Origin of the sequence: Streptomyces broussonetiae, from assembly GCF_009796285.1 — a bacterium.
Taxonomy (GTDB): Bacteria; Actinomycetota; Actinomycetes; order Streptomycetales; family Streptomycetaceae; genus Streptomyces; species Streptomyces broussonetiae.
Genome location: NZ_CP047020.1, coordinates 5,161,202 through 5,186,723, shown reverse-complemented (window position 1 = coordinate 5,186,723; position 25,522 = coordinate 5,161,202). Strand labels below are relative to the sequence as shown.

The following is a 25,522-nucleotide window of genomic DNA, read 5'->3' as shown; positions in this document are numbered from 1 at the left end:
AGGCCGTTACGTCACTGCTTGGTGTACGTCAGGCTCTCCCCGCCGCTCCTCTCTCGCCGCTCGAGCGCCGCACCCGGCAGCAGGGTGAGTTCGGTCGCCTGCCCCGGGGCACAGGAGGAGGCGGGCTCACCGGAGCTGACGGTGGACGGCCCGATCTCCAACGGACCTCCGGCACTGGGCTGTTGGGTGAGTCTGGCCGCGAAGACACAGTGGTACGTCCCGCCGCCGTCGGTCGGCCCGTCCGCGACCAGCGTCAGCACGGTGTCGCCCACCCTGCCCTGCCGGATGGTCAGTTGGCGGGTGCCGGTCCCGTTGGCACCGTCGATCGTCGTCTCCCAGGTGCCCAGATAGCCGGCCGGGACCGCTCCGTCCGAGGGTCCGGCGGAGGAGGACGGCGCGGACGTGCTCGGCGTCGGCCCGCCGGAGCCCCCGCCGCCCGCCGCCGGCGCGGAGGTGGCGCCGGACGGGTCGCCGCCCTGTCCGCCGGCCCGGGGGTGCCCACCGCTGCCGTTCATCAGCGCGTACACCGACCCGCCCGCCCCCAGCGCCACGATCAACGCGATCACGACGAGCAGCGCGGTCGAGCGCGCACTGCGCCGCTCGGCCTCCTCCGGCTCGCCGCCCACCGCGGGCCCGTACGGCGGGGTGGGCCCGAACCCGGCGCCGTAGGGTCCCGCGTACGGATGCTGCGGGGATCCGTGGGTCCCGGCCACCGCCTGGTGCTGCGGGGGATACGACGAGAGCGACGCCGGGGCCGGCGGTGCGGACGGAACGGACGGGGGGTACGGCTGCGCCGGCTGCGGATGCCCCGACACCACGGTGGGCAGCCGGTCGGCACTCACCCGGCCGGCCCCGTCGCCGTCTCTTTCGTCGGACACGGCGGCATGCTCGGGAGACCCGCCCCGGGGGCTCGGTGAAGCGGCCCCGCCCGCACCCGCCGACCGTACCTGCGCCCCACCGGCGTCACCCGGATCCGGCGAGGCGTCCTGCGCACCCTCCGGCTCCTCCGTCTCCAGCAACTGCACGGCGTGCCGGCCCAGTTGAGCGACCAGCACCCCGGGCAGCCAGGGATCCCGGGACCGCCCCCCGGAGACGGTGTCCTCCGCCCCCGTCCGCTCCAGCACCGCATCCAGCGTGGGCCGGGTGGCGGGATCCTTGCGCAGGCACTGCCGCACCAGGTCGGCGATGCCCTCCGGCACCCCCGTGAGATCCGGCTCCTCCTGGGCGATCCGGAACATCAGCGCGTGCCCGCCGCTGCCCGCCGTACCGAACGGCAGCGCCCCGGAGGCCGCGTAGGCCAGCACGGACCCGAGGCAGAAGACGTCGCACGCCGGCGTGATCCGGTCCCCCCGCACCTGCTCCGGCGCCATGAACCCCGGCGACCCGACCAGCTGCCCGGTCCGGGTCAGTTCGTCCCCGCCCGGCGAGGTCGTCTCCAGTGCCCGTGCGATCCCGAAGTCGATCACCCGGGGGCCGTCGATGGTCACCAGCACGTTCGACGGCTTCAGGTCCCGGTGCACGATCCCCGCCGCGTGGATGTCCTTGAGCGCGTGCGCGAGGCCCGCCGCGAGGATCCGTACCGACCGCTCCGGCAGCGCCCCGTGATCATGGCCGACCACCTGCTGCAGGCTGGGCCCGGCCACATAGCCGGTGGCCACCCAGGGCACGGCCGCCTCGGTGTCCGCGTCGAGCACGGGCGCGGTCCAGTACCCGCCGACCCGCCGCGCGGCCTGCACCTCCTGCCGGAAGCGGGCCCGGAACTCCTCCTGCCGGGCCAGTTCCTCGCGGACGAGTTTCACCGCGACGGTACGGCCCCGCTCCGACCGGGCCAGATAGACGTGCCCCATCCCGCCGGCGCCCAGTCGTGCCAGGAGCCGGTAGCCCCCGATCCGGTGCGGATCTCCCGGTCCCAGCCTGTCCATGCGTCGCGCCGCCTCCCCTACGTGTGCAACGGACCGAGAATAATCCGGTCGTACGGGGAGTCGAGCGGGCTCGCCTCTACGGTTCCGTAACGGGCCTGCCGAGCTGTTCCAGCACCTGCGAGAGCCGTTCGAGCAGTCGTACCGCCTCGGCCAGTTCGCTCTCGCCCATCGCCTGGGCGAGCCGCCCGGCATGGGCCGCGTGCCCGGGCCCGATGCGCGCCACGGCCGCCCGCCCCTCCTCGGTGGGCGCGAGGAGCTTCGCCCGCCGGTGGGCCGGGTTCGGCCGGTACACGGCGAGTCCCCGCCCCACCAGCAGATCGGCGATGCGCTGCACGCTCTGCCGGGTGATGCCCATGGCCCGCGCGATGCCCGCGACCGGCAGCGGCTCGGGCAGCACCGCGCCGAGCACCTGCCACCAGGCGGCGGTCAGCCCGGCCGGCCGGGCCAGCTCCTCGGCGACGGCGAGGAACTGGCCGTTGAGCCGGAACACCCCGAGGGCGCTGCGGCTGAGCAGTTCCTGCTGTTCCCTGCTCATGGCGTGCCCGCCCGCTGGAGCACGTGGTACGCCTCCGCGTCGGAGTCGTGGTACAGCCGGTACCAGGCGTCCAGCACCTCCCCCTCGTACACCCCGAGGAGCCGGAAGACCTCCCGGGCGAGGGCGACGGGCTCGGTGGGCCCGGCGGTGATCAGTGCGCCGTCGGTCACCGCGTCCGTCTCGACGTACCGCTCGCCCCCGGCGTAGCCGGTGACTCCCGCCAGGTAGTACGGGCTCGCGCTGGTGTGGGCGCGCTCGTCGAGCAGGCCCTCGCGGGCGAGGCCGGCGGTGGCGCCGCAGATCGCGGCGACGGGGACGCCCGCGTCGAGGAAGGCGCGGGCCGCGCGGGCGAAGGGCGCGAGGCCGTTCGTGCCCGCTGCGACGGGGGAGGCGGCCGGCCGGGTCCACAGGTCGGCGCCCGGCAGGATCAGCAGGGAGCTGTCCTCGGGACACAGCTCGTCCAGCACGAGGTCGGGCGTGATGCGCAGTCCGCCGATGCTGACGACGGGCTCGCGGCCGGGTCCCACGGTCAGCACCTCGTACCCGGCGCGGGCGAGGTACGCGGTCGTATGCCCCGTCTCCCAGTCGGCGAGGCTGTCGTAGACCGCCAGATGCACCCGTTTGCCCGTCGACGCATTCATGGCAGCATGCTGTCAATTCGACAGCCTGCTGTCCATAGACAACCTGTCGCGGAAACCCCCCGTCCACAGAACAAGACGCCGATAGGCCTTCCGCATCGCGGACATTTACGCTCGGCGGCATGACCCCTCAGCCCAATCCCGAAGCCGGTGCCGCAGTGAAGGCCGCGGACCGCGCGCACGTCTTCCACTCCTGGTCGGCCCAGGACCTCATCGACCCCCTCGCCGTCGCCGGCGCCGAAGGGTCGTACTTCTGGGACTACGACGGCAAGCGGTACCTGGACTTCACCAGCGGGCTCGTCTTCACCAACATCGGCTACCAGCACCCCAAGGTCGTCGCGGCGATCCAGGAGCAGGCCGCGACGATGACGACCTTCGCGCCCGCGTTCGCCGTCGAGGCGCGCTCGGAGGCGGCCCGGCTGATCGCCGAGCGGACCCCCGGCGACCTGGACAAGATCTTCTTCACCAACGGCGGCGCCGACGCCGTCGAGCACGCGGTGCGCATGGCCCGGCTGCACACGGGCCGCCCGAAGGTGCTCTCGGCGTACCGCTCGTACCACGGCGGCACCCAGCAGGCGATCAACATCACCGGCGACCCGCGCCGCTGGGCGAGCGACGGCGCCGCGGCCGGTGTCGTCCACTTCTGGGCGCCGTTCCTCTACCGCTCCCGTTTCTACGCGGAGACCGAGGAGCAGGAGACCGCGCGGGCCCTGGAGCACCTGGAGACGACGATCGCGTTCGAGGGGCCGGGCACGGTCGCCGCGATCATCCTCGAGACCGTCCCCGGTACGGCCGGGATCATGGTCCCGCCGCCCGGCTACCTGGCCGGTGTCCGCGAGATCTGCGACCGCCACGGCATCGTCTTCATCCTGGACGAGGTCATGGCGGGCTTCGGCCGCACGGGTGAGTGGTTCGCCGCCGACCTCTTCGGTGTCGTGCCGGACCTGATGACCTTCGCCAAGGGGGTGAACTCGGGGTACGTCCCGCTCGGTGGTGTCGCCATCTGCGAGCGGATCGCCGACACCTTCGGCAAGCGCCCCTACCCCGGCGGCCTGACCTACTCCGGGCACCCGCTCGCCTGTGCCGCCGCCGTCGCCACGATCAACGTGATGGCCCAGGAGGGCGTGGTCGAGAACGCCAGGCAGCTCGGTGCCGGCCTCCTCGGCCCCGCGCTCGCCGACCTGGCCGCGCGGCACCCGAGCGTCGGCGAGGTCCGCGGCACCGGCATGTTCTGGGCGCTGGAGCTGGTCAAGGACCGCGAGACCCGCGAGCCGCTGGTGCCGTACAACGCGACCGGCGAGGCGAACGCGCCCATGGCCGCCTTCACGGCCGCCGCCAGGCAGCACGGCCTGTGGCCCTTCGTGAACATGAACCGCACCCACGTGGTCCCGCCCTGCAACGTCACCGAGGCCGAGCTGAAGGAGGGCCTCGCCGCCCTGGACGCCGCGCTGAGCGTGGCCGACGGATACACCGCGTAACCGAACCGCAGCTGCCGCCGTGCAGATCGAACGCGTAAGGTGACGTGCTCGTAAGAAGGACGAGAGGTACGCGAGTACGTCACCCACGCGCGAGGAGAGACCCCACCATGCCCGGCACCGGCGCTGTGACACGCAGCACCCTGCGCCAGCAGATCGCGGACGCGCTCCGCGACGAGGTGCTGGCCGGGCGGCTGCAGCCGGGCCGGGCGTTCACCGTCAAGGAGATCGCCGAGCAGTACGGCGTCTCCGCGACCCCCGTCCGCGAGGCGCTGGTCGACCTGTCCGCCCAGGGCATACTCGAGGCCGACCAGCACCGCGGCTTTCGCGTGCCGGAGTACTCCGTCGCCGACTACCGGAACATGATCGAGGCCCGCTGCCTGGTCACCGACGGCATGTTCCAGTCCCTCGGAGGCGGCCACCCCGCCTTCCGCACCCCGCCGGACGACCCCCGTACGGCCGCTGCCCTGGCCACCGTCCGCCGCCGCGGCGAGGAGGCCCAGCGCGCCGCCACGGCCGGTGACCTCACCATCCTCATCGGCTACGACCTGCGCTTCTGGCGCGAGCTGAGCGCCCTGTTCGGCAACCCCTACCTCGCCGACTTCCTCAACCGCCTGCGCGTGCAGTCCTGGGTCTGCGCGGTCCAGCACCTGCTGCGCCTGCCCGATCTGCGCGGCCGTCTGTGGGCGGGGCACACGGACCTGGTCGACGCGCTCGCCCGCCGCGAGGCCGAGGCCGCGCGCGAGATCGTCGCCGCCTCCAACGCCCACTCCCTGGCGCTGCTGGAGGACCTGACCACGCGCTAGGTGACCGGTACCGTGCGCACACGGGGAGCAACCCGGTGCAACACCGATTACTCTTCCCAGACACCCCCCGCGTGGACCCTTCTGTGTGCGAGGAGCCCTCTTTGGCCTGCGACCTGTGGCTGGTACCGCTCGTGGACGTGTTGTGCCACACCCCCGACAACCCGTTCGCCGAGGAACTCACGCAGTACAACAACGCATTGACGGCGGCCGGCCTCCCGCCGGTGCCCGTGTACCAGTACATGCCGGGACTGTCCGGCGAGGTCGCCCCGGTGGCCGGCTTCGACTACGACGCCCTGCACTTCCTGCGCCGCGCCTACCTGCTCCAGGTCTGCGGTCTGCCGGTGACCCCGGTCGGCGAACTGGGCGGCGACTACGAGCAGCTGCTGGAGATGTTCGAGTCCACGGCCCAGCAGTCCCACCTGGTCTGGCACTACGACCACGCGGGCGCATACGTCCCCGTCGACTTTCCGCACCCGCTCTCCAACGACGAACTCCTCGCGGGCGGCGGCCCGTTGGGCAGCTCCCAGACCCTGCTGAGGGAACTGGAACACGTGGCTCCGTCGATCGGCATCGACCCGGCGAACCCCCCGGCGGCCCCGGCCGCCCCCACGGCCCCGACGGAGCTGGAGGAACCGGCGGTCCCGGGTCCGTACGACCCCAGTCCCTTCGCCCGCGAACGGCATGTGTGGCTGGGCCTGCACGCGGCGGCGACCCGCTCCCTGGCCCAGGGCTCGATGATCGTCTTCAGCTGAGGACACGGCGCCCACGGCGTGGTCCGCGTTCCTCGCGCACGCCGCGAAGTGACCGTTGGGGCATCCACTGTGCCCTCGTGTTCCCTGGTGGGGCGCGGTCGGTGCTGCGAGACTCGGGTGACATGCATGCGCATGAGAGACAAGACGCTCAGGTCACTGCCCGGCGCACGGTGACGTCGCGAGCCTCGACGCAGTCCACGCCCGCCGCCACGCTGCACACCCTGCCGCGCGGTGCGGGCAACGCAGCGGTGACGGAGGCCCTGCGGCGCGGCCAGGCCGCTCCCGTGCAGCGCATGCCCGCCGACACCGCGGCCCGGACGTCCTCGCTGGACGAGCTGGAGGCCCGGCTGAGGGAGGCCGCCCGCGACGGCAACACCAGTGTGCTCAAGCGGCACACCACGATCCTGCGCCTCGACCAGGAAGTGGCGGATCTCGAGAGCACCGACGGGCTGTCGGACGGGGACCGGGGCCGGGTGACCGGGCTGCGGCAGGGAGTCGACCAGCAGAAGGCGGCGATCGAGGAGCGCGCCCGGCGGCTGGAACGCTATCTGGCCTCCGACGGCGGCCCGTACACCATGATGGTCGACAACGGACAGCTGTGGACGGACCAGTACTGGCCCTATGCCTTCGCCCGGATGCGGGAGCGCTTCAACCCCGGCTGGTTCGGGGAGAAGTACGGCCGCGCGTACTTCGACAAGCTCTCCCGCAAGAACGTGGAGGGCATGCGGGGGGACACGTCCAAGGTGTCGGGCGACTGGGCGAAGCGGATGCGGGACGGTCTGCAGGCCCAGCTCCGCAGCAGTGTGCTCAGCCACTACACGACCGAGCGACGGGCGCGGCTGATGCTCTCCGGCGGCATGAAGACCAAGGCCGACCTGGAGGCGAGCGAGTTCGAGTACAAGCACAACACCTCGGCCTTCGACGAACACGGGCTGGCGAACCTGGGGTTCCTCTTCTTCTTCATCGAGGATCCCTCCGAACCCTTCCGTGGGACCAGGTTCTCGAAGGACGAGGAGGACCCGTCGCCGCCGGCCCGTATCCGGCTGAACATCGAGCAGTCGGGGCTGCTGTCCAAGGGCTGGGTGATGCTCAGCGACTTCGCCCAGCGGGAGTTCCCGACCGTGATGGCCGACGAGAACGACCCGGCCGAGACCGAGTCCTTCCTCCCCACCCGGGACACGGAGGAGGAGCGCAAGCATCCCGAATACCGGCGCCTGGTACGCCGGTTCGAGCAGGGCATGGGGAACCTGACCGATGCCGACCTGGACGAGTTCATGGCGCTCCAGGAGCAGGACCCCAAGCTGTCGCAGTCGCTGAGCGTCGTACGGCCGCACGTCCGGGGCGACGACGGGAGCAGGATGGTCTACGGACCCGAGGGGCAGTCGGAGAGCTACCCGGAGCCGCTCGTCCGCAACATCCTCACCGGCAAGGACATCATCCCGGGGCTGGCGGAGCGGGCCGTCCTGGAGGTGAGCAGGATCGAGCGGACCACCCCGGCCCTGGCCGACAAACTCAAGGGGATGTCCCCGCAGCAGCTGATGAAATACCTGCTCAAGGATCTGCTGCGGCCCCAGGCCATGCTCCCGAGGCAGCTGAAGATCACCGAGCGGGACATCGAGGTCCCGTAGGACGTGGTCCGTGGCGGACCGGGAACCGGCGCGACCCGGTCCGCCACGCAGCGGCCCGTACGCCCGCTCAGAAGACCGGCGTACCGTTCTGCGTCAGCTTCCAGTTGAGCTGCGCGAAGTCCGCCGGGTCCAGCGTCTTCTTGGCGGTGACGTAGTCGATCATCAGCTGGCGGATCTCGTTCGTGGAGCTGTACGCGATCGGCGCCGAGGCGATGTGCGGGTAGCCGGAACCGCCGTTCGCCCGGTAGTTGTTGACGGCCACGACGAAGACCTGGTCGTCGGCGACCGGGGAGCCGTTGTAGGAGAGGTTCTTGATGCGGGACCCCTCCGCCTGCGCGATGTCGATCTCGTAGTCGACGCCCGCCGCCACGTCGTACATGTAGTCCCAGAAGCTGTTGGCGTTGGTCAGCGTCGAGGTGTCGACCTTCGTGCCGGCCGGGACCTGGTGGTAGTACTTCGCCGCGTACTCCAGGTAGTCCTTCAGCTGGGCGCCCGTCAGCTTCTTGCCGTACAGGGTGTTGTCGTAGATGTAGAGCCCGGCGACGTCCTTGATGGTGACGCTGCCCTTGGGGATGTCGGCCGTGCGGCTGAACGGTGCCGCGACCGAGATCAGCGGGAGGGCGGCGTCGGCCGCCGACAGGCCCGCCTTCACCGTCTCCGCCTGGACCTTCTGGATGAAGTCCATGATCGGCACGTCCTTCCAGCAGGACTCCGCCGCCGAGAGGTCCTCGGTGCAGGTGCCGACCGCCGTGTTGACGTACTTCACGACCAGCTCGTGGTCGGCCTGAAGGAGCTTCTTGATCTCCGGGTCCTCGTCCACCGTGTTGGGGTTGAGGGTCTGCGCGGTCTTGCTGACGACCTTCCAGCGGCCGTGCTCCAGCTCGACCTCGAAGTCGAAGACGCTGAGCCGGTAGCCCCAGCAGTAGGGCTCGGACAGGAGCACCTCCTCGCCGGTCTCCTGGTTCTTGACGGTGTACGACGGCACCTCGACGTGGGTGTGGCCGACGAGGATCGCGTCGATGCCGGGGACCTGCTCGGCGACGAGGTTGGAGGCGTTCTCGACGTAGGGCAGTTCGTCGCCGTACGAGGAGGAGCCGTCGAGACCGGAGTGGTCGGTCAGGAAGACCACGTCACAGCCGAGCGCGCGCAGCCGCGGCACGTACTTCTTCGCCTGCTCCACCAGGCCCGGGAACACCATCTTCCCGCTGACGTTGTCCTTGTCCCACAGCGCGATACCGGGGTTGGTCAGGCCCAGGATGCCGACCTTGATGTCGGGCGCGCCGGGCACGCAGATGCGCTTCACGGTGTACGGGTGGAAGGCGGGCTTCAGGGTCTTCGCGTCCAGCGCGTTCGCGCCGAGCAGCGGGAAGTGGCACTGCTGCTCGAACCTGCGCAGCACCTCGATGCCGTAGTTGAACTCGTGGTTGCCGAGGGCGGCGGCGTCGTAGCGCATGTGGTTCATGGCCACGGCCATCGGGTGCCTGGGGCCCTTCTTGCCGTCGGTCCCGGTGATCGGGTCGATCCGCGCGAAGTAGTAGGCGAGCGAGGTGCCCTGGATGATGTCGCCGGCGTCGACGAGCAGGACGTGGTCCTCACCCTTCGTCTCGCGCTGCTGCTTGATGAGCGTGGCGACACGGGCGACGCCCACCGAGTTGCCCGCCTTGTCGGAGTAGGCGGCGTCCTTGTAGTAGTCCCAGTCGAAGACGTGGCTGTGCAGGTCCGTCGTGCCGAGGATGGAGAACGTCCAGGTGCGCCGGTGGTGGCCCGGCCGCTGCTCGGACGCCTGCGCGGGCGCCGCCGCGACGGACCCCGCGGCGGCGACGGCCGCCCCGGTGACGGCCGACTTCTTCACGAACTCCCGGCGGTTCATGGGACTGAGGGGCATTCAAGGCTCCTGGGAAGGCTGGAGTGAGGCAAGCATCTACGCGTGTCGTGCGGGGACTACCCGCGTAGATGCTTGCCTCACTCCGGTTCCGCTGGAAACCAGGAAAAACCCAAGGGAAGGTCAAGGAAGTTCATGTCCATGACCAGCCCGGGGCGTCGTCACCGAACTTTCAACTGCTGTAGTCCGGGCGTTGGTTGCCGTTGCCGTTGCCGGACGTCGGTCGCGGCCGGGGCCGCCCACGAGCGCGGCGGCCGGTCATCCCGCGAGGCCGCCGACGCGGCCGATGAGCCGGATCTCCGGCGGCCACAGCACCCCGCTCGCCATCAGCAGGGCGGGCCCGAGATGCACCGGGCACACAGCGAGCGGGGGCAGACCGTAGCGGGCGATCTCGAAGACGGCCGGGTCGGAGCAGTCCGTGCCGTCGGCGCGGTCGCCCTCACCGCCGAACGGCCCCCGGCACCGTGCGTTCCGGTGGACGCTCATACTCCGATTGTGCATCGTCCGGAACGCACGGCTGTGGAGCCGATCCCTACAGGAACGAGTTGATCTCGATCGTCTCGTCCCGGCCCGGGCCCACGCCGATCGCGGAGATCGGGGCGCCGGACATCTCCTCGAGCGCCCTGACGTAGTTCTGGGCGTTCTTGGGCAGGTCGGAGAAGGACTTCGCCTTGGTGATGTCCTCGGACCAGCCCGGGAAGGTCTCGTAGACCGGCTTGGCGTGGTGGAAGTCGGTCTGCGAGTACGGCAGTTCCTCGACGCGGCGGCCGTCGATCTCGTACGCCACACAGACCGGGATCTGCTCCCAGCCGGTCAGGACGTCCAGCTTGGTGAGGAAGAAGTCGGTCAGGCCGTTCACGCGGGTCGCGTAGCGGGCGATGACCGCGTCGAACCAGCCGCAGCGGCGGTCACGGCCGGTGGTCACGCCCCGCTCGCCGCCGATGCGGCGCAGCGCCTCGCCGTCCTCGTCGAACAGCTCGGTCGGGAACGGACCGGCCCCGACCCGGGTCGTGTACGCCTTGAGGATGCCGATGACCCGGCTGATCTTCGTCGGGCCGACGCCCGCGCCGGTGCAGGCACCGCCCGCGGTCGGGTTCGAGGAGGTGACGAAGGGGTACGTGCCGTGGTCGATGTCGAGAAGGGTGCCCTGACCGCCCTCGAACAGGACGACCTTGTCGTCCTCCAGCGCCTGGTTCAGGACCAGGACGGTGTCGGCGACGTACGGCTTGATCTGCTCGGCGTAGCCCAGCAGCTCCTCGACCACCTGGCCGACGGCGATCGCGCGCCGGTTGTACAGCTTGGTGAGGATCTGGTTCTTGACGTCGAGGGCCGCCTCGACCTTCTGGGTCAGGATCGACTCGTCGTAGAGGTCCTGGACCCGGATGCCGACGCGGTTGATCTTGTCGGCATAGGTCGGGCCGATGCCGCGCCCGGTGGTGCCGATCTTGCGCTTGCCGAGGAAGCGTTCCGTCACCTTGTCGACGGTCACGTTGTACGGCGTGATGATGTGCGCGTTACCGCTGAGCAGGAGCTTGGACGTGTCGACGCCACGCTCGTTCAGACCGCTCAGCTCGGAGAGCAGGACCGACGGGTCGACGACGACGCCGTTGCCGATGACCGGAACACAAGTAGGCGAGAGGATTCCGGAAGGGAGAAGGTGGAGCGCGTACTTCTGGTCGCCGACGACGACCGTGTGGCCGGCGTTGTTGCCGCCCTGGTAACGCACTACATAGTCCACCGAGCCACCGAGCAGGTCGGTCGCCTTTCCCTTGCCTTCGTCACCCCACTGAGCACCGAGCAGCACAAGTGCGGGCACGCGCGTACACCCCTTCCGGGCGGGGCATGTCCAAGGTCGGGGGCTTGGGCGTAAGGTTCACCGCCGCGTGCCACAGCGACCGCCGTTGGTCGCACAACCGTCGGACCGGATGCCCCGGAATAGACGAAGCCCCTGGCGCAATAGCGCAAGGGGCTCTTGCACAAAGATGCTACCCGAGGAAGTGAGGCAGGACCGAGGTGGCGACTTTCGCGACGTCCGAGCAGCTGCTGGTGATCATCGATCCGGCGGCACGGCAGACGGACGGCGAGTCCGTACGCATCGCGAAAGACGTGCTCAGCGCGGGTGCGGCGGCGAAAATGTGCCTCCCGGACGACCCGGAGGAATTCGCCCGGGCACTGAGCCGAAGGGGTTCTCGGCGGCCGGTGGTGATCGGCGACGACCACGCTCTGCTACGAGCGGTCACCCAGCTGTACCGGGAGCGGGAGCTTGCCGGGTGCGGCCTGTCGGTGGTCCCCGTGGGCGAGGCGTCCCTGGCGGAGTCCCTGGGCGTGCCCTGCGGTGCGGTGGCCGCGGCCCGCGCGGTCCTGGACGGCACGGAACGCCGCCTCGATCTGCTGGTCGACGACAGCGACGGCGTCGTCCTGACCGAGCTGGCCATCCCCCCGGCCCGGCGGCACGTCCCGGAGCGGCTGTCCGCCGCCCCCTGGTACCGCTCACTGGTCCGCACCCTGAACCCCCGCCCGGTCCGCCTCGCGGCCGTCCCCTCCCCCGGCCCGGCCCGGCTCAGGGTGGAGGTCGACGGCGAGACCCTCGTGGACCTGGCCCACCCGGTGGAGGCGGTGACGGTCATACCGACCACCTCCGGCACCGCCGCGGTGGAGGTCCGGCCGCTGTCGGTGGGCGCGGAGGCGACCCCGCTGCGGGCCTCGGGCCACACGGTGACGGTCACGGGCCCCGACTTCCGCTACCGGGCGGACGCGGCCGTCTCGGGGCCGGTACGCAAGCGCACGTGGCGGGTGATGGAGGGGGCCTGGGGGCTGGTGCTGCCCTCGGCTTGAGGTGGGGGCGCGGAAGCCGGTGGTGTCGAGGACGCAGCCGAACGGATCCGGAATCTCGATTCTCACCGAACGACCGGCTGATGCGCGCCTGGTGGCCGCGGCCGGACGCCACTCAACGTAGCCGAACGAACACGCTCTCCGTACTGGGAGTCAAAAAGGGCAGCCCAATGGTCTGGTGACAAATATTTAACCCGGCCGACCCCTTCCCGTGCCCCCGTCCGATCCACCATCCTGCTCCATCAGGACCCACCAGGACCCATGGAACCGGACACGGAGGGGGCCACCCGATGGCAGTGGAAGAGGGCGTTGCCCCAGTGGCGGGAACGGACGGCGACGAGGCGGTTCACCGGCTGAAACCCAATGCCGTAGGACTGCTGGGTGTGGTGTTCATGGCCGTGGCGACGGCCGCGCCGATCACCGCGATGACCGGGAACGTGCCCTTCATGGTGTCGTCCGGCAACGGGATCGGGGCACCCGCGAGCTATCTCGTGGCAATGGTCGTGCTGGCAATCTTTTCCGTCGGTTTCACCTCGATGGCGAAGCACATCACGTCCACGGGCGCCTTCTACGGCTTTATCTCCTACGGCCTCGGCCGCACGGTCGGCCTCGCCTCCGGGCTGCTCGCGACCTTCGCCTACGTCGTCTTCGAGCCCGCGCTCATCGGCATCTTCTCGACCTTCGCGACGACGACCCTGCGGGACCAGACCGGCACCCACGTGCCCTGGTGGGCCTTCGCCGTGCTGATGCTCGCGATCAACGCGACCGGCACCTGGTTCGGGGTCAGCGTCGCCGAGAAGCTGCTGGTGGTCCTGCTGGCGACCGAGGTGACCGTCCTCGCCGCCATGGCGGTGTCCGTCGCCCTGCACGGCGGCGGACCGCACGGCTTCACCTTCGCCCCGGTCGACCCGGTCAACGCCTTCAAGGGCACGTCCGCCGGGCTCGGCCTCTTCTTCGCCTTCTGGTCCTGGGTCGGCTTCGAGTCGACCGCGATGTACGGCGAGGAGTCCCGCGACCCCAAGAAGATCATCCCCAAGGCCACGATGATCAGCGTGCTCGGCGTCGGCGTCTTCTACGTCTTCGTCTCGTGGATGGCCATCTCCGGCAACGGCGAGGCCGAGGCCGTGCGGGCCGCCTCCTCCGCCAACCCGCTGACGATGTTCTTCAACCCCACCGAGCGCTATGTCGGGCACTGGGCGGTCGACGTCATGCAGTGGCTGATGATCACCGGTTCCCTGGCCTGCGGCATGGCCTTCCACAACTGCGCCGCCCGCTATCTGTACGCCCTGGGGCGCGAGGGTGTCCTACCCTCGCTGAAGAACACCGTCGGGCGGACCCACGCCCGGCACGGCTCCCCGCACATCGCCGGACTGGTGCAGACGGCCGTCACCGCGGTGCTGCTCGGCGCGTTCTGGGCCGCGGGCAAGGACCCGTACACCGGCACGTACGTCCTGCTCGCCATCCTCGGCACCATGGCGATCCTCGTCGTCCAGGCCGTGTGCTCCTTCGCGGTGCTGGCCTACTTCCGCTCCCACCACCCCGAGAGCCGCCACTGGTTCCGCACCTTCGCCGCACCGCTGATCGGCGGCATCGCGATGCTCGGCGTCGTGGTGCTCCTCGTGTCCAACATGGGCGCCGCGGCCGGCCCCGAGTCCGGCTCGCTGGTGCTGAAGGCGACACCGTGGCTGGTGGCGGCGGTCGCGGCGACGGGTGTGGGGTACGCGCAGTACCTCAAGCGGCGGGCGCCGCAGCGCTACGCGCTGCTGGGGCGGACGGTGCTGGAGGAGACCAAGGAACGCTGAACGGGCTCAGCGCCCGTACTTACGCTCCCGGTACGCCGCCCACCGCTCCATCATCTGCGCCACGTCCTTCTCCACGAACTCGAAGAAGTCCAGCGTCTCGGCGAGCCGGCGCCCCGCGGGGGTGCCGGCGCCGAGGCTGGTGACGCCCTCGCGCAGGGCGTCCTCCCAGCGCTTGATGATGGTCTCGCGACTGGTGAGGGCCTCGTACCACTGGTTGCTGTGCACCCGGTACCGCTCCCGGCGCGAGCCGGGCTCGCGCTCCCGGGAGACCATGTGGACCTGGGCGAGGTAGCGCACCGCGCCGGAGACGGCCGCGGGGCTGATCCTCAGCTGTTCGCCCAGTTCGGCGGAGGTCAGGGTGCCGTCGTCGGAGGCGAGCAGCGCGGCGAAGACCCGGGACGCCATGCGCGGCATGCCCGCCTCGACCAACTGCGCCGCAAAGCGTTCCACGAACCGCGAGACCGACTCGGGGTCCCGCTCCGTACCCGGCGTACTCGACTCCGTCATGCCTCTCACCCTATCCGGCATTCATGCGCTTCCTTAACTTCACAAATTTCTGAAAGTAGCGTACGTTCCATGGCATGACCAAGGCAATCACGGTCTCCGGGCTCCACAAGTCCTTCGGCCGTACCCGCGCGCTGGACGGTCTCGACCTGGACGTCGAGGCCGGTGAGGTGCACGGCTTCCTCGGCCCCAACGGCGCCGGGAAGTCGACCGCCATCCGCGTCCTGCTCGGACTCCTGCGCGCCGACGCGGGCGCCGCACAGGTGCTGGGCCACGACCCGTGGCGGGACGCCGTCGAGGTGCACCGCCGTATCGCCTACGTCCCCGGCGACGTGACCCTGTGGCGCAATCTCTCCGGCGGCGAGGTCATCGACCTCTACGGCCGGCTGCGCGGGGGCCTGGACCGGGCGCGGCGCGCCGAACTGATCGAGCGCTTCGAGCTGGACCCCACCAAGAAGGGCCGCACCTACTCCAAGGGCAACCGGCAGAAGGTCGCCCTCGTCGCCGCGTTCGCCTCCGACGTCGACCTGCTGATCCTGGACGAGCCGACCTCGGGCCTGGACCCGCTGATGGAGGAGGTCTTCCGGCGCTGTGTGGAGCAGGAGCGCGACCGGGGCCGTACGGTCCTGCTGTCGTCGCACATCCTCGGCGAGGTCGAGGAACTCTGCGACCGGGTCAGCATCATCCGCAAGGGCCGGACCGTGGAGAGCGGCTCGCTCGCCGACCTGCGCCACCTCACCCGCACCAGCGTCAGCGCCGAACTCGTGGGCCCGCCGAACGGACTGGCCCGGCTTCCGGGCGTGCACGACCTCGACATCCAGGGCCACCGGGTCCGGCTCCAGGTCGACACCGACCGGCTCGACGCCGTACTGCGCTCGTTGAGCGCCTCCGGAGTGCGTTCGCTGACGTCGACACCGCCGACGCTGGAGGAGCTGTTCCTGCGGCACTACCAGGACCAGCCCGCCGAGATCACCGAGGTGCCGGCATGACCGGCCGCGCCTCCCGACTGACCGGCACCGGCACCCTGGTGCGCTTCGCGCTGCGCCGCGACCGGGCCGTGATCCCGGTCTGGGTGGCCGTGAACGCGCTGATGGTCCTCTCCATGCCGAACACCCTGAAGGCCCTGTACGGCACCCCTGCCGAACGCGCCGGCCTCCGCCACCAGATGGCCACCAACACCTCGCTGCGCGCCATGGTCGGACCGGTCTTCGACGACTCGCTCGGTGCGCTGACGGCCTGGCGGGTCGGGGTGTACGCGGGCGCGCTCGCCGCCGTCATGAGCCTGCTCGTCGTCGTACGGCACACCCGGGACGAGGAGGAGAGCGGGCGGCAGGAACTGATCTCCTCCGGCATGGTCGGGCGCCGGGCCCCCCTCACCGCGGCCCTGCTGACGGCGGCGGTCGCGAACGCGGCCCTGGGCGTCCTGATCGTGGCGGGCCTCGCCGGACAGGGCGCCTCCGGCGCACTGGCCTTCGGGCTCGGGGTGGCCGGCGCGGGCATGGTCTTCGCCACGACGGCGGCGATCACCGCCCAGCTGACCGAGAGCGCCCGGCTGGCCCGGGGACTCACGGCGGCCGTGCTGGGCGCGGCCTTCGTGCTGCGCGCGGCCGGCGACTCGGCCTCCTCCACCGGCTCGTCCGTGCTCACCTGGCTCTCCCCGCTGGGCTGGCTGGAGAACCTGCGCGCCTTCGCGGCCGAACGCTGGTGGGTCCTGCTGCTGTTCGCGGCCGCCACGGTCCTGCAGGCCTGCTGCGCCTACGCGTTGGCCGGGCGCCGGGACATCGGCCTGAGCTTCCTGCCGACCCGGCCGGGACCGGCGACGGGCCGCCTCGGCACCGCGGGCGCGCTGGCCTGGCGGCTGCAGCGCGGCAGCGTGCTCGGCTGGAGCCTCGGTTTCTTCCTCGCCGGAGTCGTCTACGGCGGGCTGACGGACGGCGCGGCCAAGCTCGTCGGCGACAACGCCCAGGCACGCGAGATCTTCCGGCGCATGGGCGGACACTCGGGGCTCACGGACGCCTTCCTCGCCGCGATGGTGGACATGCTCGGCCTGGTCGCCGCGCTCTACGTCGTCTCGTCCGTGCTGCGGCTGAACACCGAGGAGACCTCCGGACGCGCCGAACCGGTGCTGGCCGGTGCCGTGGGCCGGCTGCGCTGGGCCGCCGGACACCTGCTCATCGCCTTCGGCGGCGCGGCCCTGATCATGCTGCTGGCCGGGCTGGGCTTCGCCGTCGGCTACGGAGAACAGGTCGGACCGGTCCTCGGCGCCTGCCTGCTCCAGGTCGCCGCCGTCTGGGTGATCGGCGGCGTCGCCGTGCTGCTGTTCGGCGTCCTGCCGCAGGGAGCGGTGGCGGCCTGGGCCGTGGCCGGCGCGGCCCTGCTGATCGGCTGGATCGGACCGGCGCTGAACGTCCCCGCGCCCGTGCTGGACCTCTCCCCCTTCGGCCATCTGCCCAAGCTGCCCGGCGGCCACCTCGACTGGACCCCGGTCGGCGTCCTGCTCGTCCTCGCCGCCCTGCTGGTGGCAGGCGGTCTGGCGGGACTGCGCCGCCGGGACCTGGCCGCCGGCTGATCCGCCCGCCGGCTGATCAGGCCACCTGCACGCGCAGCCCCTTCAGCCCCCGCATCACGAAGTTCGGCCTGCGCTCCGGCTCCGCCGCCAGGGCAAGGGCGGGGGCCTGCTCCAGCAGGGCCCGCATCGAGGCCGCCAGCTCGATCCGGGCCAGGGGCGCGCCGATGCAGTAATGGATCCCCGCGCTGAAGGAGATGTGCGGATTGTCCGGCCGCCCGAGGTCCAGGCGCCCGGGCCGGTCGAACACCTCGGGATCGTGATTGGCCGACCCGAAGAGCATCGCGATCTCCGCGCCCCTCGGGACCGTCGTACCGTCGATCTCGATGTCGTCCAGCACCCAGCGCTCGAAGAGCTGCAGCGGGGTGTCGTAGCGCAGCAGCTCCTCCACGGCGGCGGGCACCAGGGAGTGATCGGCGCGCAGGCGGGCGAGCTGCTCCGGATTCCGGAACAGCGCCAGCCATCCGTTCACCGTGGCGTTGACCGTCGCCTCGTGCCCCGCGTTGAGCAGCAGCACCGCCGTGGAGATCATCTCCTGCTCGGTCAGCCGGTCGTCGTCCTCGTCGTGCGCCGCGATCAGCCCGGAGATCAGATCCTCCCGCGGCTCCCTGCGCCGGGCGGCGATCAACTCCCGCAGAAACCCCGAGAACTCCACGGACGCCCGCACCGCCCTGGTCGCCGCCTCCCTCGACGGACTCAGCTCGTACATCCCGCAGATGTCCGCCGACCACGGCCGCAACTGCCCCCGGTCCGCCTCGGGAATGCCCAGCATCTCGGCGATCACCGCGACCGGCAGCGGCTCCGCCACATCGGTCAGCAGATCCCCGCCGCCCTCCCGGACCAGCCCCGCCACCAGCTCGTCCGCAAGGCCCCGCACATACGGCGCGAGCCGCTCCACGGTCCGTGGCGTGAACGCCTTGGACACCAGGCGCCGGATCCGCGTGTGATCCGGCGGCTCCAGATCGAGCATCCCGTGATCGTTGAGGGTGTGGAACGGCTCGTGCTCGGCCGGGGGCGCCGTCCGCCCGAAGTCCTCGTGCGAGAACCGGTGCTGGTACGTACGGCCCAGCCGCCGGTCCCGCAACAGCGCCGAGACGTCCGCGTGGTGCGGCACCAGCCACTGGTCGGTCGGCTCGTACCGGATCACCCGGCCACGCGCCCGCAACTCTGCATAGGCCGGATACGGGTCCGCCAGGAACCCGGGATCCCAAGGGTCGAAAGCGAGGTCCGCAAGCACTGCCATGCAGGGACGCTAGCCCGGCTCACCCCGGCGTGACCAGCCTCGCCTCGTACGCGAACACCGCCGCCTGGGTGCGGTCCCTGAGCCCCAGCTTCACCAGGATCCGGCTCACATGGGTCTTGATCGTCGACTCGGCCACCACCAGGCGCTCCGCGATCTCCGCGTTCGACAGGCCCTGCGCGATCAGCACCAGCACCTCCGTCTCCCGTTCCGTCAGCTCGCCGTAGGCCGTCTGGGCCGTCGGCGCCAGCCGCACCGGCTCCGCCAGACGGGAGAACTCCGTGATCAGCCGCTTGGTGACCGAGGGGGCCAGCAGCGCCTCACCGGAGGCCACCACCCGCACGCCGTCGGCCAGTTGGCGGGCCGAGGCGTCCTTCAGCAGGAAGCCGGAGGCGCCTGCCCGCAACGCCTGGTACACGTACTCGTCGAGGTCGAAGGTGGTCAGCACCAGCACCTTCGCCGCCGCGTCCGCCGCGACGATCTCCCGGGTCGCCTCGATGCCGTTCAGCTCCGGCATCCGGATGTCCATCAGGACGACGTCCGGGGCAAGCTCCCGGACCCGCCGCACCGCCTCCCTCCCGTTGACGGCCTCGCCGACGACCTCGATGTCCGGCATCGCGTTCAGCAGGACCGAGAAGCCCTCGCGGACCATCATCTGGTCGTCCGCGATCAGCACGCGGATGGTCATACGTCCCCTTCGCTCGCGGCGGCCGGCACCGGCAGGAACACCGACACCTCATAGCCCCCGTCGTCCGTCGGGGCCGCCGTCATCTCGCCGTTCAGCATCGAGACCCGCTCCCGCATGCCCGTGATGCCGTGCCCGGCGCCGGGCGAGGGCTTGATCAGGTGCGGGGCCGGCGGCGGGCCGTTGACTATCCGCAGGCCCAGGCCGCCGAGGACGTAGCCGATCTCCACGCGGGCGCCCGCTCCCGGCGCGTGCCGCAGGCTGTTGCTGAGGGCCTCCTGCACCATGCGGTACGCCGACAGCTCGACACCCTGCGGGAGTTCACGGACCGCGCCGGTCACCGTCTTGTCCACCGTCAGGCCGGCCTCGCGCACATTGGCGAGCAGCGCGTCCAGATCGGCGAGGGTGGGCTGCGGGGCGTCCGGGGCCTCGTAGTCCTCCGCGCGGACGACCCCCAGCACCCGGCGCAGCTCGGTCAGGGCCGCCACCGCGTTCTCGCGGATGGTGACGAACGCCTTCTCCAGCTCCGGGGGCGGATTCTCCACCCGGTACGGCGCGGCCTCCGCCTGGATGGCGACCACCGACATGTGATGCGCGACCACGTCGTGCAGCTCACGGGCGATCGTCGTGCGCTCCTCCAGCAGCGTGCGCCGCGAGCGCTCGTTGGCCGTCGCCGTCTGCTGCGCGGACATCTCCTGCCGGGCCTCCCGCCGTATGTGCCAGACCGTGACGATCAGCAGGATCAGCGCCGACAGGAACAGCATGGGGGCGGTGTTGGAGTCGTAGGCCCCCCGGCTGAAGACCGTCCCGGAGAAGAAGCCGAACAACGCGGTCAGCGCCCACATCCAGGCCGCCGTGCGCGGGCGGGTGCGTATCGCGACGATCGTGAGGACCAGCAGGTGGGAGATGAAGCTGCCCGGCATCCACGGCCAGCCGCCCTCGGCGCGGTCGATCACGGACGTGACGACCGCGGCCGCCAGCGACATCCAGAACGCGCCCACCGGACGCACCAGCGTCAGCAGAACCGGAACCGCCGCGAGCAGCCCGCACAGCAGCGCCACCGGGGGCGCCTGCGGGTGCGTCACGGCGGCGAACATGGCCACCGCAGCGCCGACGGCCACCAGCAGGTGCGGGGACCAGGCCGCGTACTCCCGCGCCCGGCCCGGCAGCCGCCGGGTGATCGGTCCCGCATCGGCCGTGCGGGGCAGCGGGTCGTAGGCGAAGGCGTCCTGGAACAGGTCCTGCCGCAGCCCCCGCAGGGCGCCCGCGGCAAGCCGGAACTCCGGGCTGCGCGGCCGGTCGGCCCGGCCCGGCGGTGTCGTCTGCGTGTGCGTCGTCTCGGTCACGTACAAAACGGTAGGCCGGACCGGTGGTCGCGGTCGTCCCCTTCGAGAGGGGTCCTTGGGGGTCCCTCTCAGGTACTACGGGGTCCGGGGGTCGAGGTCTCGGGGTTCGGGGTCGGAGTTCGGGGTCGCGGGGTTCGGGGTCGGGGGGTTCGAGGCGCCGGAGTCCGGAGGCCGGCGACCGGCGGCCCCGGACCGGGGATCAGGTCCTGGGCCTGGGCCTGGGCCTGGGCCTGGGCCTGGGCCGGCGGATGATGCCGACGGGGCCGTGCGGGTCAGCGGCCGCCTCCCGGGCGGACCAGGCCGGAATCGAAGGCGAAGATCGCCGCCTGGGTGCGGTCCCTGAGCCCCAGCTTCACCAGGATCCGGCTCACATGTGTCTTCACGGTCTGTTCGGCCACGACCAGCCGCTCGGCGATCTCCGCGTTGGACAGGCCCTGCGCGATCAGCGCCAGCACCTCCGTCTCCCGCTCCGTGAGATCGCCGACGCGCTGCTTGAGCGGGGTCTGGCCGCCTCCGCCGTCCAGCCGGGAGAACTCGGCGATGAGCCGCCGGGTGATGCCGGGCGCGAGCAGCGCGTCGCCCGCGGCCACCACCCGCACCGCCTCGGCCAGCTTGTCCGCGGAGGCGTCCTTGAGCAGAAATCCGGAGGCCCCGGCCCGCAGCGCCTCGTACACGTACTCGTCCAGGTCGAACGTGGTCAGCACGAGCACCTTGACGGCGGGATGCTCGACCGTGATCCGCCGGGTCGCCTCCAGGCCGCCCATCTCGGGCATCCGGATGTCCATCAGCACCACGTCCGGGGCCAGTTCGGCGGTCCGGGCGATCGCGTCCCGCCCGTCCACCGCCTGTCCGACCACCTCGATGTCGGGCTGGGTGTTGAGCAGCACGGTGAAACCCTGCCGGACCATTTGCTGGTCGTCGGCGATGAGTACGCGGATGGTGCCGACACCGCTCGTCATGGGGCCTGTTCTCCTGTCGGGGGCTCGGGTCTGTGCGGATCGGATGCGGGGGGTGCCGGCGGGAGCGAGGGCAGCGGCCCGGGCGCGGACAGTTGCCCGGGCGGGTGCGGCGGCCCGGGCGGGTGCGTGGAGGTCGCGGGCCCGCCGGTGTCGGCCGACGCCGGGGTGCCCTCGCGCGGCAGGAACGCCGTGACCCGGAAGCCGCCGTGCCCGTCACCCGTCGCGACGACGTGCCCGCCCAGCATCGCCGCGCGCTCCCGCATGCCGAGCAGACCGTGGCCACTGCCCGGGGACGGCGGCGCGGGGCGGCTGGGGCGGGAGTTGATGACGTCCAGGCATATCCCGTGGTGGTAGTGGAGAACCTCCACGCTGGCCGAGGAACCCGGGGCGTGCCGCAGGACGTTGCTCAGGGCCTCCTGGACGATCCGGTACGCCGACAGCTCCACGCCGGGCGGATAGCCGCGCGCCTCGCCCTCCACCTTCATGACGACGTCCGCACCGGCCGCGCGCGTGTTCTCGATCAGGGCGTCCAGCCGGGCCAGATTCGGCTGCGGGGCGTCGGGGGCCGAGCCGGTACCGGGAGCGGAGAGCCGGTAGGCGTCGTCCACGGCCTCCGGGTCCACCGGGCCCTCGGAACGCAGCACACCGAGGACACGGCGCAGCTCGGTCAGCGCCTCCAGGGCGTTGTTGCGGATGCCGGTGAGGTTCTCCCTCAGCTCCTCGGAGGGGTTCTCCACCAGGTGGGGCGCCACCTGCGCCTGGATCGAGATCACCGACATGTGGTGGGCGACCACGTCGTGCAGCTCGCGCGCGATACGGCTGCGCTCCTCCAGCAGCGCCCGGCGGGCCCGCTCCTCCGCGGTGATCGTCGTCTGCCGGGCCAGCTGCGTACGGGCCTCGCTGCGGCTGCGCAGCGCGGTGCCGGTGAGCACGGCGACGGAGAAGAGGGCGACCGCGATCACGCCGGTGGAGGCGTACTTCGTCGCGCCGATCGGGCCCTGCACCACCCCGGTCACCAGCACGGTCAGGCCCAGCGCGGTGAGCGTGCCGCGCAGCCGGGTGCGCAGGGCCAGGAGCACCAGCACCACCATGTGGGCCAGCAGCACGGGCGTCGACCAGGGCCAGGACGTGTTGGCGGGCGCGTCCGTCGCCAGATGCGGGCGGGCGAGCAGGGCGGTGAGCAGGGCGGCGGCGAGGGACGCGGCCCAGGCGGGCACGGGACGCCAGATGGCCAGGACGACGGTCGCGCCCTGCGCGAGGCCGAGAAGAAGACCTACGGCGGTGCTGAACCGGTACCCGTCGGCCAACTGCTCGCCGCCGCCCAGGCCGATCCCCAGGGCGGTGTAGCCGATGAGGAGGAAGGTGAGCAGCCGCAGCCAGCGGTACCGGGCGAAGGGGGGTGAGTGGGGCGAGGGGTTCTCGCCCAGCCAGGTGCGCAGGCGGCGGCGCCGGGTGGAAGCGGCTGTGCCGATGCCGGGTTCGGGGGCGCCTTCGGCTCCCCGCGTGTGTGCGGGTGCGGGGCGCCGCTGTCGGTCGTTCTCGTCGTCGGCGGCCGCGGGCTTCACGAGGTCAACACTAGGCATTGTGCGGGGCCTTCGCTGGGGGCAGGTGCCGACGGACCACGTGCGACGTACGGTTCCGGGGACGGCGCGAGTCCTGTTCGTGGTGGCGGAAGGCCGCGAGACACCCGGCCAGGACCAGGGCGAACACGGGCAACCAGGCGAGCCGGTACGTCACCCAGGCCAGGGAATCGGGTGCGGTGTGCAGACCGGGCAGCCGGCCGGCCGCCAGACCCGTGGCCGTCGTTGTCATCATGGCCGTCTGGTGCCACAGGAAGATCGTCATCGCGGAGAGGTTGACGAGGGCCACCGCCGTCCAGAGCAGCGGCCGGGCCATCGCGCGGCGCAGCCGGTCGCGCAGCAGAAGGGCCAGGCCGCACTGGGCCAGGCCGAAGGCGACGGCCGCGAGCGTCGGGGGATTGAGGTTGGAGATCTTCGCGCCGGGGACGCCGACCATGGACGCCGGGTAGCCCGCGAAGCCGATGAGCACGGCCGTGGCTGTCGTACCGCCGAGGAAGAGGACCCAGGCCGCGCGGCGGCTGTCCAGTTCCCCCCGGGTCCAGGCCGCGCCCAGGGTGTACGGCACCAGCCAGCCGGCCGGCAGGTTCAGCCAGGCGAGCCAGGACGGGCCGAGGTGCAGGCCGAAGCGGAGCAGGTCCACGTGCAGGACGACGGCCAGCGGCCACAGGGGGTTGAGGCGGGTGAGCAGCGGGGTGGCGGCCGTCAGGGCGGTGAGGACCAGCAGGAACCACAGGGGGGACAGGGCCAGTTTGACCAGGGTCTCGACGGTGGCCGGCGGGGTGCCGGTGGCCAGGAGGGCCGTGGCGGCCACCGCCCACAGGCACAGCAGCGCGGCCACCGGGCGCAGCAGGCGGGTCAGACGGGCGCGCAGCCAGGATCCGTAGGTCTCGCCTCTGGCACGGGCGGCGGCCAGGCCACGGGTCGCCACATGGCCGCCGACCAGGAAGAACACGGCCAGGCTCTGGAACAGCCAGGAGATCGGGGCCAGCCAGGGCATGTGCTGCAGCGGGCTGGTGGTGTGCAGGCCGCCGTCCCGCGCGACCAGCGCGGTCACCAGCCAGTGGCCCAGGACGACACCGAGGATCGCCCAGGCCCGCAGGGCGTCGACCGCCCGGTCCCGGGTGGCGGGGGTGGCGGAGTCGACGTGGTGGACGGTACGGCGAAGGGCCTGCAGGGGGTGGAGTACGGCGGGCTCAGGCACGGGTCACCTCCGAGGTCTCGCCGAGGGTGATCCGGGCCAGGTTGGCGAGAGAGACCGAGCCCGGGGTGAAGTAGCCGCTGTGCTGGGCGTCGGCGGCGTCGAAGACCCGGGCGCCGAAGGCGCGGGAGACCGGGTCGGTGCCGAAGCCGATCGTGGCGCCGAAGAGGTGCACGCTGACGTGCGGGACATGGGCGATCCAGTCGCCGCCGCCGCGGGCGGCCCAGATCCGGGCGCGGGCGTGCAGGGCGGCGGCGGAGCCGGCGCCGGTGCCGGGGCTGCCGACCAGGACGATGTCGTCGGCGTCCAGGCCGGGGGCGGCTCGGCCGCAGACGACCGTGCCGTAGGAGTGGCAGATCAGGGCCGTGTGCGCCCGCGGCTCGGCCGCCGCGCGCAGGCCTCGGACGAAGGCCCGCAGGCGGGGGGCGGCTTCGTCGGCGCGGGCGGTCGTGGTGACGGTGGTGCTGACCGTGGCCGGGGTCTCGTAGCCGAGCCAGGCGATGACGGCGACGCGGGTGCCCCGGCGGGCGCGGTGGGTGAGGTCCGCGTACAGCGCCGCGGCGGTCCTGTGGAAGCGGGCGTAGGTGTCCAGGGAGGTGTCCGAGCCCGGGACCAGGACGGCGATGCGGTCGGCGTGGGCGAGGTCGCCGAGGACCTCCGTGGCCCGGCCGGTGCCCCGGCCGTCGAAGGTGAGGAGATGGCGGGTGGGGGCGGCGAGGGCTCGGTCGGCGGCGGCGCGGTGGCTGTCGCCGTGGGCCGCGGCCATGCGGGCGGCCTCGGTGGCATCGGCTCGGTTGGCTTCGTAGGTGGTGTGGAGGGTTGCCGCCGTGAGTGCGGGGAGGGAGGCGGGGCGGGGGGCGGGGATCCGGGGGTGGGCGGTGGCGGCGGAGAGGGGGGCGGCGATGGCGGTGGTCAGGAGGGTGGCGAGAAGGGCGCGGCGCCATCGTCGGATGCGGGCGCGTTTCGGCTTCGGCGGGATGCGGTTTCCCGACCGCACCGCTCGTGACCGTTTCGTCGTCGGGTGCGGGGGGCCCTCGCGGGACGGGTTCGCCGCCGGCGGCCGCAGTCCGCGGGACGGGAAGGGCAGGGCCGAACCGGAGTCCACCGGTATGTGTGAGGTGGCCTCGTCGGCGAGGGGCGGTGTGGGGGGCTGTGGGTGGGCGCGGCCCATG

The 25,522-nt window shown here is 71.8% G+C and carries 22 protein-coding genes; 8 read left to right on the top strand and 14 right to left on the bottom strand.

Annotation, left to right across the window (positions count from 1 at the left end):
- Positions 1 to 11: 11 nt before the first annotated feature.
- The 3 genes from GQF42_RS24050 to GQF42_RS24040 form a co-directional block, all read right to left on the bottom strand.
- Positions 12 to 1,922, bottom strand: a complete 1,911-nt coding sequence (locus tag GQF42_RS24050) for a serine/threonine-protein kinase (RefSeq protein WP_158923134.1) — start codon at positions 1,920 to 1,922, stop codon at positions 12 to 14.
- 76 nt (positions 1,923 to 1,998) lie between these two features.
- Positions 1,999 to 2,457, bottom strand: a complete 459-nt coding sequence (locus GQF42_RS24045; RefSeq protein WP_158923132.1) for a MarR family winged helix-turn-helix transcriptional regulator — start codon at positions 2,455 to 2,457, stop codon at positions 1,999 to 2,001.
- Positions 2,454 to 3,098: a DJ-1/PfpI family protein gene (locus GQF42_RS24040; RefSeq protein WP_158923130.1), complete on the bottom strand. Its 645-nt coding sequence runs from the start codon at positions 3,096 to 3,098 to the stop codon at positions 2,454 to 2,456. Before GQF42_RS24040 ends, GQF42_RS24045 begins: the two co-directional genes overlap by 4 nt.
- A 119-nt stretch (positions 3,099 to 3,217) precedes the next feature.
- Here GQF42_RS24040 and GQF42_RS24035 point away from each other — a divergent pair, with 119 nt between their 5' ends.
- The 4 genes from GQF42_RS24035 to GQF42_RS24020 all read left to right on the top strand — a co-directional run bounded on the left by GQF42_RS24035 (position 3,218) and on the right by GQF42_RS24020 (position 7,756).
- Positions 3,218 to 4,573: an aspartate aminotransferase family protein gene (locus GQF42_RS24035; protein WP_158923128.1), complete on the top strand. Its 1,356-nt coding sequence runs from the start codon at positions 3,218 to 3,220 to the stop codon at positions 4,571 to 4,573.
- 107 nt (positions 4,574 to 4,680) lie between these two features.
- A complete protein-coding gene (locus GQF42_RS24030; RefSeq protein WP_158923126.1) occupies positions 4,681 to 5,376 on the top strand; it encodes a GntR family transcriptional regulator in 696 nt (231 codons plus the stop codon).
- A gap of 101 nt (positions 5,377 to 5,477) precedes the next feature.
- Positions 5,478 to 6,128, top strand: a complete 651-nt coding sequence (locus tag GQF42_RS24025) for a hypothetical protein (RefSeq protein ID WP_158930499.1) — start codon at positions 5,478 to 5,480, stop codon at positions 6,126 to 6,128.
- A gap of 170 nt (positions 6,129 to 6,298) precedes the next feature.
- The gene (locus GQF42_RS24020) at positions 6,299 to 7,756 is read left to right on the top strand and encodes a hypothetical protein (RefSeq protein WP_158923124.1); all 1,458 of its coding nucleotides are present in this window, start codon (positions 6,299 to 6,301) and stop codon (positions 7,754 to 7,756) included.
- Positions 7,757 to 7,823: 67 nt separating this feature from the next.
- Here GQF42_RS24020 and GQF42_RS24015 read toward each other — a convergent pair whose 3' ends face one another.
- From GQF42_RS24015 to GQF42_RS24005, 3 genes are all read right to left on the bottom strand, one after another.
- A complete protein-coding gene (locus GQF42_RS24015) occupies positions 7,824 to 9,641 on the bottom strand; it encodes a bifunctional metallophosphatase/5'-nucleotidase (protein ID WP_158923122.1) in 1,818 nt (605 codons plus the stop codon).
- Between the two features lie 255 nt (positions 9,642 to 9,896).
- A complete protein-coding gene (locus tag GQF42_RS24010) occupies positions 9,897 to 10,124 on the bottom strand; it encodes a hypothetical protein (RefSeq protein ID WP_158923120.1) in 228 nt (75 codons plus the stop codon).
- A gap of 46 nt (positions 10,125 to 10,170) precedes the next feature.
- Positions 10,171 to 11,454 (bottom strand): adenylosuccinate synthase, encoded by a 1,284-nt coding sequence (locus GQF42_RS24005; RefSeq protein ID WP_158923118.1) that lies wholly within the window; start codon positions 11,452 to 11,454, stop codon positions 10,171 to 10,173.
- Positions 11,455 to 11,651: 197 nt separating this feature from the next.
- Between GQF42_RS24005 and GQF42_RS24000 the strand changes: the two genes are divergently transcribed.
- Together GQF42_RS24000 and GQF42_RS23995 are read left to right on the top strand one after the other, a co-directional pair.
- Positions 11,652 to 12,473, top strand: coding sequence for a diacylglycerol kinase family protein (locus GQF42_RS24000; protein WP_158923116.1), 822 nt, complete (start codon positions 11,652 to 11,654; stop codon positions 12,471 to 12,473).
- Positions 12,474 to 12,760: 287 nt separating this feature from the next.
- A complete protein-coding gene (locus GQF42_RS23995) occupies positions 12,761 to 14,272 on the top strand; it encodes an APC family permease (RefSeq protein WP_158923114.1) in 1,512 nt (503 codons plus the stop codon).
- A 6-nt stretch (positions 14,273 to 14,278) separates the two neighbouring features.
- On the opposite strand, the gene GQF42_RS23990 is transcribed toward GQF42_RS23995, so the two are convergent.
- Positions 14,279 to 14,779 carry a GbsR/MarR family transcriptional regulator gene (locus tag GQF42_RS23990; protein WP_199272769.1) on the bottom strand — a complete coding sequence of 167 codons (501 nt, stop codon included), beginning with the start codon at positions 14,777 to 14,779 and terminating at the stop codon, positions 14,279 to 14,281.
- 74 nt (positions 14,780 to 14,853) lie between these two features.
- Here GQF42_RS23990 and GQF42_RS23985 point away from each other — a divergent pair, with 74 nt between their 5' ends.
- A complete protein-coding gene (locus GQF42_RS23985) occupies positions 14,854 to 15,765 on the top strand; it encodes an ABC transporter ATP-binding protein (RefSeq protein WP_158923110.1) in 912 nt (303 codons plus the stop codon).
- Positions 15,762 to 17,345, top strand: coding sequence for an ABC transporter permease (locus tag GQF42_RS23980; RefSeq protein WP_158923108.1), 1,584 nt, complete (start codon positions 15,762 to 15,764; stop codon positions 17,343 to 17,345). Before GQF42_RS23985 ends, GQF42_RS23980 begins: the two co-directional genes overlap by 4 nt.
- 16 nt (positions 17,346 to 17,361) lie before the next feature.
- Here GQF42_RS23980 and GQF42_RS23975 read toward each other — a convergent pair whose 3' ends face one another.
- The 7 genes from GQF42_RS23975 to GQF42_RS23945 form a co-directional block, all read right to left on the bottom strand.
- Complete coding sequence (locus GQF42_RS23975) at positions 17,362 to 18,585, bottom strand: cytochrome P450 (protein WP_158923106.1); 1,224 nt, start codon at positions 18,583 to 18,585, stop codon at positions 17,362 to 17,364.
- Between the two features lie 19 nt (positions 18,586 to 18,604).
- Entirely contained in the window at positions 18,605 to 19,270 is a 666-nt protein-coding gene (locus tag GQF42_RS23970) for a response regulator (protein WP_158923104.1), read from the bottom strand.
- Positions 19,267 to 20,613: a histidine kinase gene (locus tag GQF42_RS23965; RefSeq protein WP_158923102.1), complete on the bottom strand. Its 1,347-nt coding sequence runs from the start codon at positions 20,611 to 20,613 to the stop codon at positions 19,267 to 19,269. Before GQF42_RS23965 ends, GQF42_RS23970 begins: the two co-directional genes overlap by 4 nt.
- Positions 20,614 to 20,885: 272 nt before the next feature.
- The gene (locus GQF42_RS23960) at positions 20,886 to 21,572 is read right to left on the bottom strand and encodes a response regulator transcription factor (RefSeq protein WP_158923100.1); all 687 of its coding nucleotides are present in this window, start codon (positions 21,570 to 21,572) and stop codon (positions 20,886 to 20,888) included.
- The gene (locus GQF42_RS23955) at positions 21,569 to 23,137 is read right to left on the bottom strand and encodes a sensor histidine kinase (RefSeq protein WP_233273442.1); all 1,569 of its coding nucleotides are present in this window, start codon (positions 23,135 to 23,137) and stop codon (positions 21,569 to 21,571) included. The genes GQF42_RS23960 and GQF42_RS23955 overlap by 4 nt, the downstream gene beginning before the upstream one ends.
- Before the next feature lie 10 nt (positions 23,138 to 23,147).
- Positions 23,148 to 24,353 (bottom strand): acyltransferase family protein, encoded by a 1,206-nt coding sequence (locus GQF42_RS23950; protein WP_158923096.1) that lies wholly within the window; start codon positions 24,351 to 24,353, stop codon positions 23,148 to 23,150.
- Positions 24,346 to 25,521 carry an alpha/beta hydrolase gene (locus GQF42_RS23945; protein WP_158923094.1) on the bottom strand — a complete coding sequence of 392 codons (1,176 nt, stop codon included), beginning with the start codon at positions 25,519 to 25,521 and terminating at the stop codon, positions 24,346 to 24,348. The genes GQF42_RS23950 and GQF42_RS23945 overlap by 8 nt, the downstream gene beginning before the upstream one ends.
- Position 25,522 lies beyond the last annotated feature (1 nt).

What these genes read in the sequence shown, in the direction of transcription:
- GQF42_RS24050 (WP_158923134.1), bottom strand. Translation starts at nt 1,922, where the DNA reads ATGGACAGGCTGGGACCGGGAGATCCGCACCGGATCGGGGGCTACCGG.
- GQF42_RS24045 (WP_158923132.1), bottom strand. Translation starts at nt 2,457, where the DNA reads ATGAGCAGGGAACAGCAGGAACTGCTCAGCCGCAGCGCCCTCGGGGTG.
- GQF42_RS24040 (WP_158923130.1), bottom strand. Translation starts at nt 3,098, where the DNA reads ATGAATGCGTCGACGGGCAAACGGGTGCATCTGGCGGTCTACGACAGC.
- GQF42_RS24035 (WP_158923128.1), top strand. Translation starts at nt 3,218, where the DNA reads ATGACCCCTCAGCCCAATCCCGAAGCCGGTGCCGCAGTGAAGGCCGCG.
- GQF42_RS24030 (WP_158923126.1), top strand. Translation starts at nt 4,681, where the DNA reads ATGCCCGGCACCGGCGCTGTGACACGCAGCACCCTGCGCCAGCAGATC.
- GQF42_RS24015 (WP_158923122.1), bottom strand. Translation starts at nt 9,641, where the DNA reads ATGCCCCTCAGTCCCATGAACCGCCGGGAGTTCGTGAAGAAGTCGGCC.
- GQF42_RS24010 (WP_158923120.1), bottom strand. Translation starts at nt 10,124, where the DNA reads ATGAGCGTCCACCGGAACGCACGGTGCCGGGGGCCGTTCGGCGGTGAG.
- GQF42_RS23995 (WP_158923114.1), top strand. Translation starts at nt 12,761, where the DNA reads ATGGCAGTGGAAGAGGGCGTTGCCCCAGTGGCGGGAACGGACGGCGAC.
- GQF42_RS23990 (WP_199272769.1), bottom strand. Translation starts at nt 14,779, where the DNA reads ATGACGGAGTCGAGTACGCCGGGTACGGAGCGGGACCCCGAGTCGGTC.
- GQF42_RS23985 (WP_158923110.1), top strand. Translation starts at nt 14,854, where the DNA reads ATGACCAAGGCAATCACGGTCTCCGGGCTCCACAAGTCCTTCGGCCGT.
- GQF42_RS23980 (WP_158923108.1), top strand. Translation starts at nt 15,762, where the DNA reads ATGACCGGCCGCGCCTCCCGACTGACCGGCACCGGCACCCTGGTGCGC.
- GQF42_RS23975 (WP_158923106.1), bottom strand. Translation starts at nt 18,585, where the DNA reads ATGGCAGTGCTTGCGGACCTCGCTTTCGACCCTTGGGATCCCGGGTTC.
- GQF42_RS23970 (WP_158923104.1), bottom strand. Translation starts at nt 19,270, where the DNA reads ATGACCATCCGCGTGCTGATCGCGGACGACCAGATGATGGTCCGCGAG.
- GQF42_RS23960 (WP_158923100.1), bottom strand. Translation starts at nt 21,572, where the DNA reads ATGACGAGCGGTGTCGGCACCATCCGCGTACTCATCGCCGACGACCAG.
- GQF42_RS23945 (WP_158923094.1), bottom strand. Translation starts at nt 25,521, where the DNA reads ATGGGCCGCGCCCACCCACAGCCCCCCACACCGCCCCTCGCCGACGAG.